The organism is Streptomyces sp. NL15-2K (genome assembly GCF_030551255.1).
Lineage (GTDB): Bacteria > Actinomycetota > Actinomycetes > Streptomycetales > Streptomycetaceae > Streptomyces.
Window position 1 is genome coordinate 6,177,788 of the sequence record NZ_CP130630.1, and the last position, 18,898, is coordinate 6,196,685.

General features: G+C 68.1%; 11 protein-coding genes and 4 pseudogenes. 12 read left to right on the forward strand and 3 right to left on the reverse strand.

Annotated features, from left to right (window positions below):
* Nucleotides 1-35 precede the first annotated feature (35 nt).
* Nucleotides 36-1,565 (forward strand): glycosyl hydrolase family 28 protein, encoded by a 1,530-nt coding sequence (locus tag Q4V64_RS27770; protein WP_124440524.1) that lies wholly within the window; start codon nucleotides 36-38, stop codon nucleotides 1,563-1,565.
* Nucleotides 1,566-2,103: 538 nt separating this feature from the next.
* Here Q4V64_RS27770 and Q4V64_RS27775 read toward each other — a convergent pair.
* Nucleotides 2,104-3,876 carry an endo alpha-1,4 polygalactosaminidase gene (locus Q4V64_RS27775; protein WP_124440523.1) on the reverse strand — a complete coding sequence of 591 codons (1,773 nt, stop codon included), beginning with the start codon at nucleotides 3,874-3,876 and terminating at the stop codon, nucleotides 2,104-2,106.
* Nucleotides 3,877-5,047: 1,171 nt separating this feature from the next.
* Between Q4V64_RS27775 and Q4V64_RS27780 the strand changes: the two genes are divergently transcribed.
* The gene (locus Q4V64_RS27780) at nucleotides 5,048-6,601 is read left to right on the forward strand and encodes a serine/threonine-protein kinase (RefSeq protein ID WP_172629223.1); all 1,554 of its coding nucleotides are present in this window, start codon (nucleotides 5,048-5,050) and stop codon (nucleotides 6,599-6,601) included.
* An 833-nt stretch (nucleotides 6,602-7,434) separates the two neighbouring features.
* Nucleotides 7,435-7,884, forward strand: coding sequence for a hypothetical protein (locus Q4V64_RS27785; protein WP_124440522.1), 450 nt, complete (start codon nucleotides 7,435-7,437; stop codon nucleotides 7,882-7,884).
* A 1,386-nt stretch (nucleotides 7,885-9,270) separates the two neighbouring features.
* Here Q4V64_RS27785 and Q4V64_RS27790 read toward each other — a convergent pair.
* Nucleotides 9,271-10,824: a serine hydrolase domain-containing protein gene (locus tag Q4V64_RS27790; protein WP_124440521.1), complete on the reverse strand. Its 1,554-nt coding sequence runs from the start codon at nucleotides 10,822-10,824 to the stop codon at nucleotides 9,271-9,273.
* A gap of 109 nt (nucleotides 10,825-10,933) precedes the next feature.
* Here Q4V64_RS27790 and Q4V64_RS27795 point away from each other — a divergent pair, with 109 nt between their 5' ends.
* Both Q4V64_RS27795 and Q4V64_RS27800 read left to right on the forward strand, forming a co-directional pair.
* The gene (locus tag Q4V64_RS27795; RefSeq protein WP_124440520.1) at nucleotides 10,934-12,154 is read left to right on the forward strand and encodes a sensor domain-containing protein; all 1,221 of its coding nucleotides are present in this window, start codon (nucleotides 10,934-10,936) and stop codon (nucleotides 12,152-12,154) included.
* Nucleotides 12,145-12,792 carry a response regulator transcription factor gene (locus Q4V64_RS27800; RefSeq protein ID WP_124440519.1) on the forward strand — a complete coding sequence of 216 codons (648 nt, stop codon included), beginning with the start codon at nucleotides 12,145-12,147 and terminating at the stop codon, nucleotides 12,790-12,792. Before Q4V64_RS27795 ends, Q4V64_RS27800 begins: the two co-directional genes overlap by 10 nt.
* Here the strand turns inward: Q4V64_RS27800 and Q4V64_RS27805 are convergent.
* Nucleotides 12,781-12,942, reverse strand: a complete 162-nt coding sequence (locus tag Q4V64_RS27805; RefSeq protein WP_172629222.1) for a hypothetical protein — start codon at nucleotides 12,940-12,942, stop codon at nucleotides 12,781-12,783. The genes Q4V64_RS27800 and Q4V64_RS27805 overlap by 12 nt on opposite strands.
* 1,073 nt (nucleotides 12,943-14,015) lie before the next feature.
* On the opposite strand from Q4V64_RS27805, the gene Q4V64_RS27810 reads away from it, so the two are divergent.
* From Q4V64_RS27810 to Q4V64_RS27830, 7 genes and pseudogenes are all read left to right on the forward strand, one after another.
* Complete coding sequence (locus Q4V64_RS27810) at nucleotides 14,016-14,855, forward strand: hypothetical protein (RefSeq protein ID WP_124440518.1); 840 nt, start codon at nucleotides 14,016-14,018, stop codon at nucleotides 14,853-14,855.
* 96 nt (nucleotides 14,856-14,951) lie between these two features.
* Nucleotides 14,952-15,140: pseudogene (locus Q4V64_RS55270) on the forward strand (hypothetical protein); the annotation flags it as partial.
* A pseudogene (locus Q4V64_RS27815) lies at nucleotides 15,137-15,441 on the forward strand (hypothetical protein). The pseudogenes Q4V64_RS55270 and Q4V64_RS27815, both read left to right, overlap by 4 nt.
* A gap of 432 nt (nucleotides 15,442-15,873) precedes the next feature.
* Nucleotides 15,874-16,854: a PH domain-containing protein gene (locus Q4V64_RS27820; protein WP_253266986.1), complete on the forward strand. Its 981-nt coding sequence runs from the start codon at nucleotides 15,874-15,876 to the stop codon at nucleotides 16,852-16,854.
* Between the two features lie 74 nt (nucleotides 16,855-16,928).
* Nucleotides 16,929-17,186: pseudogene (locus Q4V64_RS55275) on the forward strand (CopG family transcriptional regulator).
* Nucleotides 17,183-17,456: pseudogene (locus Q4V64_RS55280) on the forward strand (hypothetical protein). The pseudogenes Q4V64_RS55275 and Q4V64_RS55280 overlap by 4 nt, the downstream one beginning before the upstream one ends.
* A gap of 439 nt (nucleotides 17,457-17,895) precedes the next feature.
* The gene (locus Q4V64_RS27830; protein ID WP_124440516.1) at nucleotides 17,896-18,573 is read left to right on the forward strand and encodes an HNH endonuclease family protein; all 678 of its coding nucleotides are present in this window, start codon (nucleotides 17,896-17,898) and stop codon (nucleotides 18,571-18,573) included.
* The last annotated feature ends 325 nt before the right edge of the window (nucleotides 18,574-18,898 follow it).

Genomic DNA, 18,898 nt, shown 5'->3' on the forward strand with positions numbered 1-18,898 from the left:
CCGACCTCCCCCTCGCCGTTCGTGAAGGAGTCCCCATGAGCTCGCCCCTGTCCCGCCGCTCCACCCTGCAGGCCGCCGGCGCCCTTGCCATGGCCGGCCTGGCCACCGGCATGGCGGGCACCACGCAGGCCGCCGCCGCTACGTCCGGAGACAGCACCGCCGTCGGCGACACGGTGGTCATCCACCCGACACTTCCGCAGGTGCCTCTCAACACTTCCTTCACCGTCAAAGTCCGTTCCGTGGGCGGCACCTGGAGAAGGCTCGACGTCTACCTGGCCAAGCTCGCGCTGATCGACCCCGTCACCGGAAGCAACAAGGCGCAGAGCTCCTCCTGGGCCGCCTTCGACTTCTCCGGCACCGTGGAGGTCGAGGTCACCTACAACCCGGGCGGCGCCGGAAAGTTCCGCGTCCGTCCGGACTCGTACGGCATCAAGCCCGAGGTGCTCGGTGACACCGCGCGTTTCACCCTGGACCGGCCTCGCAACGTCGTCGTCCAGGTCGACGACAAGATCTTCGACTGCCTGCACCTGCTCGCGAACCCGCTCGAGCAGGACGTGCCCGCCGAGGGCGACAAGAACGTCATGTACTTCGGGCCCGGCTACCACACCACCGCCAACGGCGAGCTGAAGGTGCCCAGCAACACCACCGTCTACCTGGCTCCGGGCGCGGTCGTCACCGCTTGGCTGGACATCCAGGGGGTGGAGAACTCCCGGATCATCGGCCGTGGCGTGCTCTACAACTCCAAGTGGGGCGCGATGCTCATCCGCAAGTGCGAGAACATCACGATCGACGGCGTCACGATCCTCAACCCCCGGTACGAGAACATCAGGGTCGCCGAGTCCCAGAACATCAAGATCAAGAACCTGCGGGCCTTCAGCCAGCAGGGCTGGGGCGACGGCATCCAGCTCTACTGCTCCGAGAACATCACGGTCGACGGCTGCTTCCTGCGCACCTCCGACGACTGCATCGCCCTGTACACCCACCGCTGGGACTTCTACGGCGACACCCGCAACATCACGGTCAAGAACTGCTCCCTGTGGGCCGACGTCGCGCACCCGATCAACATTGGCGTGCACGGCAACTCCGACACCCCGGAGATGCTGGAGAACCTGAATTTCGAGAACATCGACATCCTCGACCACCGCGAGCCGCAGGTGACCTACCAGGGTGCCATCGCGTTCATGGTCGGCGACGACAACCTCGTCCGGGACGTGAAGTTCGACAACGTCCGCGTGGAGGACTTCCGCTGGGGCCAGCTCATCCACATGCGGATCGAGTACAACACGAAGTACAACACCTCGCCCGGCCGCGGCATCGAGAACGTCTACATCAAGGACCTCAGCTACAACGGCAAGAACGCCGACCTCTCCATTGCGATGGGCCTCAGCGAGGAGCGTGCCGTCAAGGACGTCACCTTCGAAAACCTTCGCGTCAACGGCAGGGTGATCGCCGACAGCACGGGCAAGCCGCGCTGGTACCTTGCCTCCGACGGCGTCCCCATGCTCGTCAACGAGTACGTGCAGAACCTCCGCTTCCTCACCACCGAGGAGGCCGCGGCCCTGTAACCGCCGTCGGCCGGCCCCCGGTCGGCCTCTGGCACGAATCCGAAGCCAGGCGACACCGGAAAGCAACAGGCCCAGGTCTCAGACCTGGGCCTTAGCGGTGGAGCGGGTGACGAGAATCGAACTCGCGCTCTCAGCTTGGGAGCGACGGCGCTTGGGCGGCTGCATGGCTGCTGACCTGCGTTGATTCGTTGCGCCGGCGCCGTGGCGTGGGCCTGGTCGCACCGCTGTTGACCGTGGTTGTCCGCTCTTACGGGCACGCTGTGGGCACGGGTGCACCAACGACCGGATCAGAGATGTGCGCGGCTTTGCACTGACCGGCCCGCATCGTCTCGCGGCCCGATCCGGAGTGTCCGTCGCGACTGCACACACCCGTCCATACAGCGCCCCGCGTAGGTGACCTTGCCGTTCCCCTGGCTCGGCGGCGGCCCGTGCCCCATCGATTCCGAAGTGGCGGAAGGGGGAACGCCGCAGAGGCGGTAGCCATGTCGTACGGGGCGCGGGATATCCGTCGAGGCCGGCAACCTCGGCGGGCTTGGTGTCAGCAGGTCTCGCGGAGGTAGCCGCTCGTGCCGTCGGGCACGACGCTCTGGTCGCGGCGGACAACGCTGAGCGCGCTGCCCCAGCCGGAGCACGCGTTCGACAGACCCTTCGCCGTGTATTCGACAACGAACACATTGTTGTCGAATGCTTTGGCGAACTTGCTGCATTCGTTCCACTCGCCGCAGTCCTCCACCACGGCGAAGTCCATGCCTACGGACGCACGGTCGGGGACGAGCTCCAGGGTGTTCTTCTGGGCGACGGCCAGGCCCTTCGCGTGGGCGTGCGCCGACAGCAGTTTCATGAACGCCTTGGCCTGATCGGCCGTGAGGTAGTCCGGGAAGCGGGTGAAGGTGTCGTAGTTGTCGGGTTCGACAGCCTGGTATCCCTTGGCCGCGCACTCGTCGATCCAGGTGTTCACCTCGGAAGCGAGGCGCTGCCGCTTGGCGTCCGTGCGAATGTCCAGGACCGCCTCGTTCCAGTCCTCGTCGTAGACGACATCCCCGTTGGCGTCGCGCAGCAGCAGGTCGGAGTCCCAGTCGTACTCCGCGTTCTCCTGCGCCTGGAGGGCGTTGAAATTGCAGATGTTGTACGCACCCGGCGCGGGCGGGTCTTCATGGCTGCGGCTGACCACCTGCACACCGGTCGGCAGGGTGTACGCGCCGCCGATCTGGTAGTCCCACCGCACGTGCTTCGGCGGTGGCGTCACTGCTGCGGCGGATGCGGGCGCGGATGCGGATGCGGACGTGGTGGGCGACTGAGAACTGTCGTTCTGGTGTGTCCCGGTCTTCTCCGCTGTTTTCCCTGCCGTTTTCACTACCGTGATGCTCAGCCCAGTGACGACCAGGGTTGCGGCAAGGCCGATGAGGATGCGCCGTCTTCGACGTCCGTCACGGGCAGGGCGTGCATCGGAAGTCTGGTGGCCGGGTTCCGCCGAGTCGGCCGTTCCCGGCGCGACCGGGGCGGTGGAATCCGGCAGCGTCAGGATCATGCGGTGCAAGTCGGCAAGTTCGGGGCGGGCGGCCGGATCCTTGGCGAGGCAGAGTTCGACGATACTCCGGAGCGGTTCGTTGACTCCGTCCAGGACCGGAGCCTCGTACATCACCTGATAGCCCGTCAGGTACGGGCTGCTTCCGTCGAACGGACGGGTACCGGTGGCCGCGTACACCAGCACCGATCCCAGCGAGAACACGTCCGAGGCGGCGGTGACTTCCCGTGGTGAGGTGAACTGCTCCGGCGACATGAAGGGCGGGGTGCCGACCAATCGCCCGGTCACGGTGAGGGTTTCGTTGTCGGCGGCGCGCGAGACGCCGAAGTCGATGACGCGAGGTCCGTCCTCGGCCATCAGGACGTTGCTCGGCTTCAGATCACGGTGCACCACACCTGCCCGGTGAATGTCCCGCAGTGCCTCGACAAGGCCCAGCGCGAGCCCGCGCAACTCACGTCCGCTCAACGGGCCGTCCTTCGCCACGACATCCGACAGGGTGCGGCCCCGCACATACAGTGTCGCCATCCACGGCTGCTCGGCGTCCGGATCGGCGTCCACCACCGGGGCCGTGAATGCCCCGCTCACCTGGCGTGCCGCCGCGATCTCCTGCCTGAAGCGCGTCCGGAACTCCTCGTCCTGCGCGTACGGCGGGTGCACGACCTTGACTGCGACCTGCCGTCCCGAGGCCGAGCGGCCCAGATAGACGATGCCCATGCCGCCACTTCCGAGTCGGTCGGTCAGCGCGTAGCCGCCTATGGACTCCACATCGCCGGGTCTCAGCGGCATCACCCGTCACCTTTTCCACGTGCCGTGCCTTCGAAAGGCTGCTCAGTGGGATCAGACTAGTCCGGGGCTTTCCCAGCGAGACAGGCTTCGCGAGTCGCGCTGATCTCCTCTTTGCCAAAAGGTCTCGACATCGTGCGCCGAGGGACGAGAACCTCGATCGTCCCTCCCCAACGTCCGCTTCCCTACGTCGTTGGGGACCGCCGAGTTGACGATCCGCCACGAGCGGGACCCGACGCCGTGACCTGCCGGTGTGGCAAGCGGACGGTGCCGGCGGACTGGCCGGCCCTCGACGTCGGGGCGTTGTCGGAAGCCGGCGGGCGGCACTGGCCCTCGGCGCGACCGAAGGTGCGCTGCACTGCTACCTGGGGTTCTCATGGAGCGGGTGACGAGAATCGAACTCGCGCTTGGTGAGTCGGCCCGCCTCGGGCGCCTGCCTGCTCAGGTTTGATCGTCGGGGTGGGCCAACTGGGAGGCTGCGAGAGCCATGTGTACCCGCAGCACATCCCGCGCGCCGGCTTCGTCGCCGCGTTCGATGCGTTGACATCGTTTCGTGCCGAGCGGCGGACATGGGCAGGCGGCGTTGCTCGTTGCCCGCGCTCATCACGGTCACCGGGATCGGTCCTTCCAGGTGTCGCCACGTCCTGACCGGCATGGAGTTGCCGGAAGTTGCCGATACAGGAGAGTTTGACCTCCGGCGAACGCCGCAGCCGCCGTGCCTGGCGCACCATTCCAGAAGCCTGGAGGGCGCTGGGGGCTCAGGCATTGCCTGAGCGTCGGCGTAGAGTTGCTCAGGGCGGGCGGCCGGTTCGTCGGTCCGATCTCGTCATTGTCCGCAACGCCGATACCGATGGGGGATACCCGCTCACTCGATCGGAGTGGGCACCGAGGTGGTACTGCACGACCTCGGGCTCTGCGACCGGATTGACCAGTTGGTCGCGGTGGGGCTGTACGACGTGCGATGGACACCCGTCGCCGTAGGTCACGAACCACGGAATCAACATGCATCACGCACCTGTCGACGACTGCGTCCGGTTGCCCTACCGGCAGGCAGACTCCGGTCCCGATCTGCTGCCCGTGCGCGGAACTCGCCGAAGAGCCCACTCGGCTCACGCCGGTCGGATACTGCATGGGCGACGCCGTCAGCCGCACGGCGGTGGGAAGCGTGGCGTTCATGTCTGAGCAAGGACGTCTTGTGGCCGGCAGATACCGGCTGGTGGAGCGCATCGGCCGGGGCGGCATGGGTACCGTGTGGCGTGCCCGGGACGAGTTGCTCAACCGCGAGGTAGCGGTCAAGAGGCTCCACTACTCCTCTCTGGACGACGACGTCGACAGGCTCTTCGAGCGCACAGGCCGCGAGGCGCGCATCGCCGCCCGGCTCAGCCACCCCAACGTCGTCGTGGTGCATGACGTCGTGGACGATGGGGGGTCGCCCGCCATCGTCATGGAATACGTGCCGTCCGTCACCCTCGCCGAGGTGATCAGGAAGCTCGGGCCGGTCCCGCCGGAGGAGGCCGCCCGCATCGCAAGCGGGGTGATCGCCGCGCTGCGCGCCGCTCATGACGCCGGGGTGGTGCACCGCGACATCAAGCCCGGCAACGTCCTGCTCGGCCGTGACGACCGCGTGGTGCTGACGGATTTCGGCATCGCCGTGGCCCCGGACACCTCCCCGCTCACCATGGCCGGCCAGCTCATGGGTTCCATCGACTACTGCTCGCCGGAACGGCTCGACCGCGGCACGCCGGGCCCGGAGTCCGACCTGTGGGCGCTCGGCGTGCTGCTCTACGAGGCGGTGGAGGGCGAGCCACCGTTCCGCCGGGAGACCGGGGTCGAGACGGCATACGCCATCGTGTGGGCGCCGGTGCCGTCCGCGCCCGCCGCCGGGCCCTTGGCTCCGCTGATCGAAGGGCTGCTGGTCAAGGACCCCGTCGGGCGGCTGACCGTCGAGGATGTGGAGCAGATGCTCCAGGCACCGCAGTCGCCAGCCGCAGGCGCGGCAGTCCCGGCCCGGCGCGCGGCCGCCGGACCGGGGACATCCGTGCCGCCCGCCGGGAGCCGGCACAGATCGGCCGGAGTCGCCAAGGGCCTCCGGCCCCGGAACAGAAAAGCGCGGTGGCTCGCCGCGGCAGCGGCCGTCGTCGCCAGCGTGGCATGCGCGGTGATCACGGTCGACTGGATGCGCGGCGAGATGGATCAGTCTCCCCATCACGCAAGGGCGGAAATCATGCCGGGGGCCTCCTCCCCGTCGCCTTCATCGTCCGAGACCGCAGCTTCCTCCACGCCCCGTCCCACGGCGCGCACCCCGCAGGCGCCGCCGGCGGCGGAGACCGAGTACGGGCCACTGTGGTCGGACGGATGGATCGACCCGGGCAGCAATGAGTACTGGGCGCAGAGCGATATCACGGTCAGGACGACGGAGACCCTGACGACGCTCACCGTCGAGCTGCGTCTCGCACAGACCGGCGGGGTCTCCTCGACCGGCTCCTGGCGGACCCGGCCCGAGGAGGACTTCACCCTCAATGTGGAGGAGACGGACGGCTTCCTCGTCTACCGCTGGACACTCAAGGACGGGCGGACGGTGTCGGCCGGTGAGCACATGTTCGCGGGGCAGTACAACCATGAGACCGGCAACCGGGACGCCGGCGGCGACTCGTATGTGGCCACCGCCACGGCGGACGGCGAAACATACTCGGTGCAAGGCACCTTCGCGTCGGCCTCCACCGACTGACGCAGCAATGAGGCTGCCGCGCATCCTGCAGGCGCTGTCTCTTCCCCCGTCCTCAAAGAGATCGAGGTCGAAGGCACTCTCCTCCGTCGCCCGCAAGCGGGTGAGCGCCGGAGCGCGCCGCCGGTTCTCCAGTACTTCGCAGCGCGAAGCCCGTTCCGACCCTGGCGGCCCTGGAGAACACCCCCGTATGCGCGTTGCGCAGTGGATGAGCCGGGCCTCGTTGTCATGTCGGAGATCACGGAGGATCTACCTCCTGACCTGCGCAGATCCGTTCGGCTGTTGTTGGAGTGGGGGTCTGGTGGCACCGCTGTTGACCGTGGTCGTCCGCTCTTACGGGCACGCCGTGGGCACGAGCCGCGATGACCGTGCCAGGGCGGGTGACCGTCCGCCGTCGGGCAAGCAGTGCCAATCGTGAGAGGTTCATGTCAGGATCGCGTCAAGAACTTGGCTGGAACGGATCCCCGTCGATCGCGGACTTGGGAACCACAGTGAACCGAGCGCGGCGTTTCCCGGCGTACCTGCTCATCATGCTCACGGCAAGGTCACCGACCAAGCCGCCGGTGCCCCGGCGTCACCGTCAGCGGCCATGACCCTCGCGGCCCGCACGAGAAAGAGCCTCGTTCACGTCCGCGGAGGTAGCCGTCCCGCTGCCACTGCCCGCCGGACAGGGCCGGGTACGGCCGTCGCCGGGCGGGCCTCCTTCTTGAGTAACTCTCTTTGTCCGAGTGGGAGTTCGGTGGGGACAGGGTATTGCGAAGCGGTGCTTGAACGTGAAACATAATGCCGAAGTAACCGTCGGTAACCCTGGCCCCACAACAGAGAAGGAGTCACACGTGATCCGTGTGAGGAGAACCGTTGCGGCCCTCGGCGCGCTCGTGGCCGTCACAGCGGCGGCAGCCCCGGCCTCAGCCGCGACGGCCGACGACAACCGTACTTACATCGGCTTCATCGCGCCGACAGCCGGCCAGGCCGTGCAACTCGGGGTCGACGGAGGGACGATCCACTACTGCTTCCGCTGGGCCGGCGGCGTCAACACGGGCGCGCCGACCGACGCCATGTCCGGAATGGAGCTGTGGAACCCCTACATCGGCCGCTGGGACAAGGATGCCGACTGGAAGTTCAGCCGGAATCTGCGCTGGACCGAACTCACGGCCCAGCTCTTCGCGAACGCGGACAACGTGTCGGGCGACACCTTCCCCTGCGAGGGGAAGCCGCTGTCGGCGGAGCGGAAGCTCCCCAACCCCCTTCCGGACGTCGACGTCTACTACGTGGACTTCCGCTGACAGCCTCGCGGGTGAACGCCGACTGAGGTGACTCGCGGGCGGCCGAATCGGACGGTGCGGTGCCCGGATTCCGCACCGCGCCGCCCATCGCGCCAAGGAGCCGTACGGCGCCCGGCGGTAGTGCCTGGACCACGCGATGGGCGGCCCCCGGCGGAGCGTCGCATCCCCACCGTGGCTCAGGTCGACGCCCTCGCCGATCACGTCGGACCTCGCCGGCGTCCCACGGTCTGCCTCGGCGAGCACGGCCTTCTCCGCCCGCAGAGCCGACGGGCCTCCGCCACAGGGGCATCGATCGCCAGCCGCTGAAGATCGCGGACAGGCGCGCCGACACTGAGTGGACGAACGGTCGTCGCGCACCCCGGCGACACCAAGCCCGAGGCGGGCACCCGCACCGTGTACCTCCTGGAGTTCCTCCGCTCGGACCTCCGCATCCACGTGGAGCTGTACGCGGGCTTCCGCTTCTACGACCTCCGCCACAGGGGACACGCCCTGTCGACCCGCTCGAGCGCCACCCTCAAGGCCAGGCCGGTGCGGGGCGGCCAGCCCTCGGAGAGGGCCGCGCTGATCTATCAGCACTCCGACGACGATCGACAGCGGGGACGTCGCAGCCGATCTGGACAGGACCGTACGCGAGGCGCGGGAGCAGGCGCAGGAAGCTGCACCCGTGCCAGAACAACAGCCCCCCGCCCCGACGATCAACCATCCGGCACGAATCTGGCACGCGACAACTGATAACCACGGACAACAAAAAAGGCCCAGGTCGCTGACCTGGGCCTTCGCCATGGAGCGGGTGACGAGAATCGAACTCGCGCTCTCAGCTTGGGAAGCGACGGCGCTTGCGTGGGCTCATTGGCCCTGACCAGCGCGGACGCCGTCTCCTTGGACCGACGTGTGAGCCAGGTCGCACCTTGGCTGACCGTGGTTACCCGCCCTTACGGGCACGGCTGGGGCACGGCCTCGGCTCACGCCGGCCGGCCACGCCCTGCTTCCCGTGGAGAGGTGCCTCACATGCTTCCTCGGTAAGGCGCACAAACGCGATATCGCATGTGCCATCAGTTTCCGGGACCGCGCGGACCTCCCGTCGGCTGTTGTCGTCTGCCCGTCGGCATTAGGGCCCTTCTGATGGATCTCCGTGGCGTCGCGACGCCCGGCACGCTCCCCCACTGCCTTAAAGGCGTGGGAGGTGCCCCCACTCGCCGCACCGGACAAAAGCCCTAGTAGCTCCTCCCCCACGCTCGGCTCCGCTCGCGCGGGGGGACCCCCATCGAGGGCTTCCGCCCGGCACGCCGAGAGCACGCACCGAACGCCGCTCCTTCTCCCACGGAGATCCATCAGAAGGGCCCTAGTCCCGGGGTGGGGTTCCGGCGTCAGGCGGGGCGGAGGGCCTCATGCTCGTCCCTTGTGCCGAGTGTTTGTCGCCCTCGTCGCCCCGGCCCCGTGCCTGGCGTGTCGGCGGTAGCGGAACAGGGCGAGGGCACGGGCGTTGATGACCGAGATGGAGGCGAGGCCACCGGCCGCCGCGCATACGACAAGCGCCGGCCAGGCGTAGGCGGTCTGTGCCAGGGTTCCGGAGCGGTTCATCAACAAGCCGAGCAGCGAGGCGAGTTGAGTGAGGAGGAGGACCGGGAGGGCTTGGGGCAGCAACCGCAGGACCGTTCGCCACCATGGTCGCCGTGCGGTGTGCCGCGCCCATCGACGCGCACGCAGGACACCGCGGATGCCGAGGCCCGTCGCCAGCAGGGTCAGCGCCGCCAGGACCCAGTCGGCCGTCATCGAGAAGGGCTTTGCCACCTCGGGGCTCTTGCCCCGCGCGAGGTCGACGAGGCCCTGGGAGAGCTGAGCGGCGTCGTCTCCGGAGATCAGGCCGGTATTGGTGACGACCGCGATGCCGACCCTGCTGTCGGGCAGCAGGGTGGCCATGGAATTGTGGGTCAGGAGTTGGCCCGTGTGCTGGATCTCCCCGGGCCCGTCACTGTGCTGGTTCCGCATCCAGCCCATCGCATAGTCCGTGTCCTTCGGCGCTTTCGGCGGGGTGTGCGTGAGCTCGATGGTGCGGGCCGTGGCGATACGGCGGCCGTCGGCGGACACGCCCTGGTTGTTCTGGGCGATCAGCCACTGGGAAAGGTCGTCCGCGTTGGTGACGACACCGTGGCTGCCGGCGGTGAACCAGCGGGGGTGAGCACGGGAGAACGTTGTGCCGTAGGCGCGGACGTAGCCGCGGGCCCGGTCGGGCATCTCGGTGGTCGTGTCGACGGATGCGGTGTGCGTCATGCGCAGCGGCTTGAAGAGCTTGGCGGACAGGTAGTCGGTGAAGGGCTGTCCGCTGACCACCTCGACCAGGCGGGCCGCGACGAAGTAGTTGGGGTTGTGGTAGCGGTGCCGGGTGCCCGGCGCGGTGGCGAGGTGCGCCTCGCGCATCGCGGCGATGGCCTCCTTGAGGGTGTGCGGTTGGGCGCGGGTCAGGTCCGGGTAGGCAGAGTCGGCCATACCGGAGGTTTGGGTCAGGATCTGCCGGACGGTGATCTCCTGGGAACGCCGGTCGGCCATGGTGAACTCGGGCAGATAGCGGTGCACAGGCTGATCCAGGTCGACTTTGGCCGCCTCGACCAGTTGCATGACGGCGAGTGCGGTCATGGACTTCGACAGTGACGCCACTGGCAGGCGAGTCCGCTCCGTCATGGCCTGCCCTGACGCGGTGTGCCCGTACCCCGCAGTGTGGACAACCCTGTCACCCCTGGTGACGGCGACCACCGCGCCCGGCAGGCGGGTCTGCTCCAGGTAGTCGCGTACGAATCGGTCGATCGGGGCCGGCTCCAAGTCGGCGGTGGACCGAGCGGCCGAGGAGGCCGGTACGGCGGCCGCCGCGATCGCGATACCGAGCGCGGCCACCACGGTGCCGAGTCGGCGACGCGTACCGGCATGGACGGTGAACAGCTTCATGGACCCCAGTGCACCGGCCCGTCCCTCGTCGGCGCACTGGCGCACACGCGAGTCCGGGGGTAGTGCTTGCACTACTGCTTCAAGATCCCCGGCTCGCTAGGGTCGAGGGATGCGACATCGGACCGCGTGGCAGGCGCTCGGCCAGAACCCGCTGAAGGTGCTCGGCTCCAGCTGGCCCTGGCGGTCCTTGGCATACCTGCTGTCCGGTGTCGTGTTCGGTGCCGTCACCAGCGTCGTCCTCGTGGTCGCGCTCGTCGCGGGAATCGTCTCGCTGGTGGTGTCGATCGGGGCGCTGATCCTGCTCGGTGTGGCACTGTCCGGCGTCGCCGTCACCCGCTTCGAGCGGTGGCGCCTGCGGCTGGTGGACCTGGACCCGGTGCCCGACCCGCACCGGGCTCCCGAACGCGCGGGACTCGTGGGATGGGTGCGAACCCGGCTGCGGGAGCCTGCGACCTGGCGCGAGCTGGGCTTCACCGCGGTGTCGGCGACCGCGCTGTGGTGGATGGACTTCCTCGTCCTGGGCTTCGCCCTGGCCGTCCCCGTGCTGGTGATCACGTCGCCTCTCGATGATCCCGGAGCCTGGCCGCTGGTGATCGTCGGCCTCTGCCTGCTCGCCGCCGCGCCGTACACCATCACCGCCTGGGCCGGCGCCAGGGCCGCTGTCACACGTCTCATGCTGACGCCGCGCGACAGCGAACTGGGCCGCGAGCTCACTGACGTACGAGCCTCCCGGACGCGGCTGGTCGACGCCTTCGACGCGGAGCGGCGGCGGATCGAGCGGGACCTGCATGACGGGGCGCAGCAGCGGCTGGTCTCCCTCAACGTGATGCTCGGCCTGGCCGCCCTCGACACCGAGCCGGACTCACCGCTGGCCGGGCAGCTCACCAAAGCGCGGGAACAGGCCGCCCTCGCCGTCGAGGAGTTGCGTGAGCTCAGCCGCGGCGTCCACCCGAAGGCGCTCACCGACCACGGTCTGGCCGCAGCAGTGGAGAATCTGGCGGGGCGCTCAGCGCTGCCCGTCACAGTCGACATCAGCCTGCCGCACCGCATACCCGTCTCCTCGGAGACCACGGCGTATTTCGTGATCGCCGAGGCCCTGACCAACGCCGTCAAGCACAGCGGGGCGAACCGGTTCGAGGTGCACGCCCGCCTGCACACCGACATGCTCACCCTGTCTGTCAGCGACGACGGTGTCGGTGGCGCCACCCCGGAGGAGGGCACCGGCCTCATCGGCCTGGCCGACCGCGTCGCCGCGGCGGACGGCAGACTCCATCTGTCCAGCCCGCCGGGCGGGCCCACCCTGCTGCACGTGGAGCTGCCGTGTCGCTGACCGTCGTACTCGCCGAGGACTCCCCGCTGATGCGGGACGGCCTCGTCGGTGTGCTCACCCGCTTCGGCCACCGGGTGGTCGCCGCCGTCGACGACGCGGAAGCCCTGATCTCCGCCGTCCGGGAACACGGCCCCGACATCGCCGTCACCGACGTCCGCATGCCACCGGACAACACGGACGACGGCCTGCGCGCCGCCGTCGCCCTGCGCCACGAGTACCCCACCCTGCCGGTCCTGGTCCTCAGCCAGTACATCGAGCAGTCCTACGCCGCCCATCTGCTCGACCTGGGCAGCGACACGGGGGTCGGCTACCTCCTCAAGGACCGCGTCAGCGCCGTCGGCGAGTTCGTCGACGCCGTGGCCCAAGTCGCCGCAGGCGCGACGGTCATCGACCCCGAAGTCGTCCGCCAACTCCTCAACCGCCGCCGCGACCCCCTGCAACGCCTCACCCCACGAGAGCGCGAGGTCCTCGCGCTTATGGCCGAGGGCCGCACCAACGCCGCCATCGCCCGCGAGCTGTACGTCACCGAAGCGGCGGTCAACAAGCACGTCAGCAACATCCTTCAGAAACTCGACCTTCACCTCGACGGCCTGGGACACCGCCGCGTCCTCGCCGTCCTGACCTACCTACGCGCGTGATCGGCGACGATCGTCGTACCAGGTGACCCGGCCCCGCACGGCCGCCGGGGCTTCGTCATCGCCGCTACAGCGGCACACCACGGTCTGGTCGTTCTCCACGACGAAGCCGACTACCGCGCTCTTGCCCGGCACGCATCCGACCTGACCCACGCACAACCTCCACGACATCGCCTGAGACGCTTCCGCGCCCCACAGGTTGTGGATGGGGAAGGTTTCCGAACAGGGCGGGGGCGATCGGGTCCCTCGGCAACCGGTCCGCAAGCTGGGGGTGGACGGAACCAGACGTCCAGGGAACTCACCCTGGATCGCTCACCCAAGAACAGTCAGCGTCAGAGATCGCCATTAATGATCTATGTCTGTGCTGATGCCCGTATCTGCGGCAGACTTCTGGGCCCCGGGTTTGGTCACGGTCCGTAGTGGCTCACCCACCAGTAGCGTCTGGAAGGGCCGGTGCAACGGTAGATGGGGCGCATGCGTTCTCGGCATCTGAGGCTGGGGTGCCTTGTGCTGGTGGTGGCCGCCTCGGTCGGCTCGTCTGCAGGCTGCTCCTCCACGTCCGCCCGTGAACCCGGTCCGGACGCACCGCGTGCTCCTCTGGGTGCACCGCCGGCTGACTCATCCACCACCAGCCCCCATGCCCCGCCGGACGAACGCACCCGGCACGGCAGGCACAGCTCGTCGAGCATGCCCCTGAACAGCGCCGCTCCGGCGGAGACTCCCGCGAAGCCGACAGGTGGGTCGAGTACGCCACCGCCTCTCGGTGGAGACCCCGTCGACCCTGTGCCCGAGCCGACGCGGGTTTCGAGCCCGGAACCCGACCCCGCGGTGGTGCCGGCACCAGATCCAACGCCGTTGCCGCCGGGCACGGAATCCGACTGTCCGACCGAGCCGTGTTCCACCGATGGCTGTTCCGGCGATCCGTCTTCCAGCGCATCCGCGTCTCCGGGCCCTTCAGCCGGCAGCCGCCCGCATCCGTGCGGCTCCACATCCACGGCATCACCTGAGACACAGTCAACGCCGACGTCGACATCATGAACGACGCTCGGTCCCTTCCCGCTCCCCGCACCCGAGCGTCCACGCCGGAGGGCGAACGGCGTCTGCGGCGTGCCAGTGCCCGGCGACGTCTCAGGCGGATGTTGCGGCGCGATCCGGACCGCCGCCGCACAGAGCCGCCCCCTGCACGGCGTCCGGTCGCCGGTCACACCGCCGACTGGGGGACCCTCATGTGGCTCGCCGCGGCGCTGTTGTTCTATGCCGGCACGGTGCATACCCGGGCGTTCTTCGAGTACTTCCACATCGACGTACTGGCTCTGGGCCTGAGCTTCCCGGAGTTCGTCATGCGCAGCCTGCGGCTGGTGACCGCCCCCGTGGTGTTGACCGCTGTGGTGGCTGTGGTGGTGCTGCGTGACCCGCAACTGCCCATCCGGTCAGTCCTGCCTCTTCTGCCCCCCGCCTTCATCCGCCGGTGCCGAAGATTCGCGCGGCGGGCCGCCCGTTTCCATCTGCTCGTGCTGTGCGTGGCTGTTGTCATGTTGTTCAGCTGGGGCCGAATCCAGCCGTACCAATGGCTGGTGCCCGTTCTCCTGGCCATCGGCATCCTTTTGGGCCAGTTGCCCGCCGCGCACAACGGCCGCTGCCCAAGCGGCATCCGTGCACGGGGCGCACCGCTCACGGCAGCATGCCTGTGCCTGCTCTGGGCTGTCGCGCTGGCGGCGCATCAGTCAGGTCAACGCGACGCTGAGCGCAGCGCAGATCATCTGGTCGGCAGGACGGCGATCGTCGTCTTCAGCACCGACCGACTGAGCATGACCGGCCGCGGACTGGAGGTGAGAGATCTCGGAGAGCAGGTCCACTACCGCTACCGGTATACCGGACTGAGGCTCCTCATCGAGCGCGGCGGGCGCTATCACGCCGTCGCTGTCGGCTGGCAGCATGACACGGACTCGACTTATGTCATCCGAGAAACCGACGACGTACGCGTGGAACTCATGCCGGGAGCCCGATGGTCGCCCGGCCGGCCGCTGCCGGGCGACCGCGCCGCGGCACGGTGGCCGGCCGGGTAGCAGCACGGACTCCGCGTCGTACCGCGAGCCCCGCTTTTCGACGCGCTGCTGGATGTCGGCCTCGTTGAGCGCGTTCAACGCCTCCATGCGTCGTTGCTCGGCGAGGACGAGATCATCCGACAGGGGATCCATCTCGCGGCCATGGCGAACCGCGTCTGGGACGAGCCGCTGTTCTCCCGCACCTTCGGTGGGTCGAGGCGTACACCGTCCAAGGCAGAGGTCCGTGACACGGTCGCAGACGCGGTCCGACGTGAGACCGACTCGGGAGCCGGGACCACCGCGTGATCATCGTCATTGCCGACACGTCCGGTCTCCTGGCCGCTCTTGACTCGACGCACCCGGAGCACGGGGCAGCGAACGCGTCATCATGCCGGAGATCACGGAGGACCACCTGGGCGCCGCCCAGTCCGTCCGCGTCCGCTGTCGCGCGTTGGACCTGGACCGTGTCGATGCGGTGAATGTGGCGCCGGCCGCCGACTACGACACCGACGCTATCCTCACCCTCGACCGCCGTGACTTCTGGGCCGTACGTCCATTGGGCCGCCATAAGGCATTCCGGGTCGTGCCCGACGACCTGCCGCTCTGACACGGATTTCCAATGCTGAAGTCCCGGCTGGCGGGAGGGACTTCAGCAGCCGTCGTCTCCGTGGCGCAAGGAGACGCCAATCAGCCTCGCCGAGAGAACAGCAGGCTGAGGGCCTCTCGTGTGGGAAGGCCGTGGGCGCGCTACGAAGCACCAGGTCAACGACACGTTCCGATGGCGGGAGCGGTGAGCGTACAGCGCCCACCCAGCACTCGTGCCCGTCGCGTGCCCGATCTTCGTGAGTTCGGCGGGCCGGAACCGACGAAGAACCCTCAGCAACACACAAAACCCCAGGCCGCTGACTTGGGGTTTCACGCTGGAGCGGGTGACGAGAATCGAACTCGCAGGGCGCTGCCGCGCAAGTACTTGTGATGACGGGCGACTCGTACGAGGGAACCCGGCCGGGAGCTGTCGCTCACCTGGTTGCCGGTGACGATGATGACGGTCAGCGAGGCGGCGGGGACGGAAGGCGGGGACGACATTGAGCGGGACGAGGGCGCAGCTGGTGGCGGCGTGTGCTTCTCCGATCAGGGCATGCTGGTGCGCTCGGTATTGCGGACCCGGCTCATCCCCTGGCGGGACGTCGCCGGCGTCGAGGCACTGCGCAGTCCGCTGGGCCGCTCGGTCCTGGTGCACCGTCTGACCGGCTTCGGGGGCAGACGGGTCATCCTGCCCTCACCGCGCACCCACTTGTTCGCGCGCGACCCGGACTTCGACACCAAAGTGGCTTCGATCCAGCGGTGGCGAGACCGACTGTCGTCCGCGCCGCGCACCGCTCCGACGAGTGCGGTGCGCCGACTGTGGTACCTCTGCGCCTACCTCGCCATTCCCACCCTGATGCTCACCCAGAGCTTGCTTTTGGAGGGCGGATACTGGAGCCAGACCTGGTGGCCATGGCGTCACGAGGCGACGTCACTCCCGAACGCGTGTCAGGTTTTCGATCGAGTCCCGGCTCGCGCCAGGGGACTCGTCGGCGAGGCGGAAGGCGATCCCTACGGAAGCGGCGCCCCGGGAGGACGGGGCGCACAGAAGACCGAGTGCCAGTGGGAGAGCGGGAGCGACCTCGGATTCAGGCTGAGCTTCCGCCGCTACGACTACGCCTGGCTAAAGACCGGCAGTCGCCATGCCCGCGAGACCTTCTACGAAGAAAAGGGCTGGGAACAGCCAGCCGTGTTGCAACCGCTGGAGGGTCTCGGCGACGTTGCGGTCATCCGTGACCCGGGCCAGACGCAGCCGGACCGTACCAACTTGGTTGAAGCCAAGGTCCTCAAGAGCAACGTGATCATTCAGGTCTCGTACATGGGGAAGATGGAGCCCCATACGGCTGCCGACAAGGTCGAGGAGATCGCCCGCATCGCGACGACCCGGATCAAGCCGTCCTTCCAGCACCGCCTGCTCGGGCTTTTCGAGGTCTGATCTGACCTGAGCCTGTTCTGGATACCGCCCAGCACTGGCCCGCCGGTCGACAGAACCGGGCACCGCGCCGGTCCATGAAGCGCACCAACGTCTACGCCGATCCCGGACCCGGCCATCATCAAGGAGGCCGCCAAGCGCCGAGGTATAAGCGAGGCAGAGATCATCCGCCAGGGCATCCACCTCGCGGCCATGGCGAACCGGTCTAGGACGAGCCGCTGTTCTCACGCACGTTCGAGGGGCCGGGCCGCACGCCATCCAAGGCGGAGGTCCGCGACTCGGTCGCCGAGGCCGTCCGTGGTGAGGCCGACCCGGACTCCGGATCGGCCGGGTGACTATTGTCATCGCCGATACGTCCGGCCTTCTGGCAGTCCTGGACTCGGCTCATCCGGACGAGAGCTCGGCAGAGAGGCTGCCCTCAGCGCGGTCGACGACCTGCGGCGCTGGACCGGGACCTCGCCGAGGCGGTGAACATGGCGCTCGCCGCCGACTACGACACCGACGCGATGCTCATCCTCGACCGACGAGACTTCCGGGCCGTACGCCCGTTGATCCGCTACAAGGCGTTCCGGGTACTCCCCGACGCCTCCCACTCACACGTGTAGCCAATAAAACAAGCCCCAGGCTGCTGACCTGGGGCTTCAAGAAGAGCGGGTGACGAGAATCGAACTCGCGCTCTCAGCTTGGGAAGCTGCCGGCACTTGGGGCCGGTTCGGGCGCTGACCTGGGCGAATGGACTGGGCGCGGCCTCGTCGGGCACGGCTGCTTTCACCATGATTCCCCGCTGTTCCCCGCTCGTTCTTGTGCGCTTGTGGTGCGCTCGCCAACGTGGCCTCTTCATCGCGAACTCTCGGGTGGATGGTCATTGAGGTCTGGTGGACCGGCCAGTCGGCTATCGGTGGGCGGGCGCTGATCAACCCGGCATGGACATTCCTCCATCGGGTGCCTCATGGAACGCCTGTCCGGTGAACCCAAGCATCCATATGGCTCATTCGTTCGAGTCGAACTCCTCGAACGAGGTACGCGCAATCGATTCTGCGATGCGTGATCAAGAACCTCAGGCGTGCCTCTCTTGCGGCCGCACTCGTCGTCCTGCCCCTACTGGCACCCACTCCGGCTCGCGCACACGATCGGGCCGCCGAGACGTACACACTCCCGATCGCGGTTGCGGTCGACGTCCTCCCCCTCGCGGCGGAGGTGCGGAACGGCTACCAGCGCACGAGCTTCAAGCACTGGAACGCGGGCCAAAACCCCACCGACGGCTGCAACACGCGAGCGGAGGTGCTCATCTCCGAGGCGATCGACCCGCCCGAGATCCTCCCCGGCTGCAAGCTCTCAGGAGGCCGATGGTGGTCGTACTACGACGCCAAGTGGATCACCGCAGCCTCCGCCCTGGACGTCGACCACATGGTGCCGCTCGCCGAGGCATGGGACTCCGGGGCGTCGCAATGGACCGCCAAGCGGCGTGAGGCGTACGCCAACGACCTGGACGCCAGGACCTCGCTCATCGCCGTCTCTGCGGCCTCCAACCGCAGCAAGGCCGACCAGGACCCGGCCGAATGGCTGCCGCCGGCCGTCGACATCACGTGCCGTTACACCTCGGAATGGCTCGCAACCAAGCTCCGCTGGGAACTCACCATCGACGCCGTCGAGCTCGAAGCACTCACACAACTCGCGGAAGCCTGCACCGACACCACCGTGACCTACGAGCCCGCTCCATAGAATGGTGGCCCCGCCTCATCGACGAGGCGGGGCCACAACTGGCCGCCAGTCAGAGCGGATTGAGCTCTGAGCTTGGGAAGCTACGGCGCTTGGACGGCTGCATGGCTGCTGAACTGCGGGGATGCCGTTTTGACGGCTCGGTCGTACGGCCTGGTTGTACCGCTGTTGACCGTGGTTGTCCGCTCTTATGGGCACGCTATGGGCACGGCGTCGTGTATCTGCGGGATATTGCGTGAGTGCGATGGCTGAAGCGCCGGGCTCGGCTCGCTCTGTTGCCTGGACCAGAGACCGCGTCGCGAGTGCACACACCGGTTCGTCAGGGAGC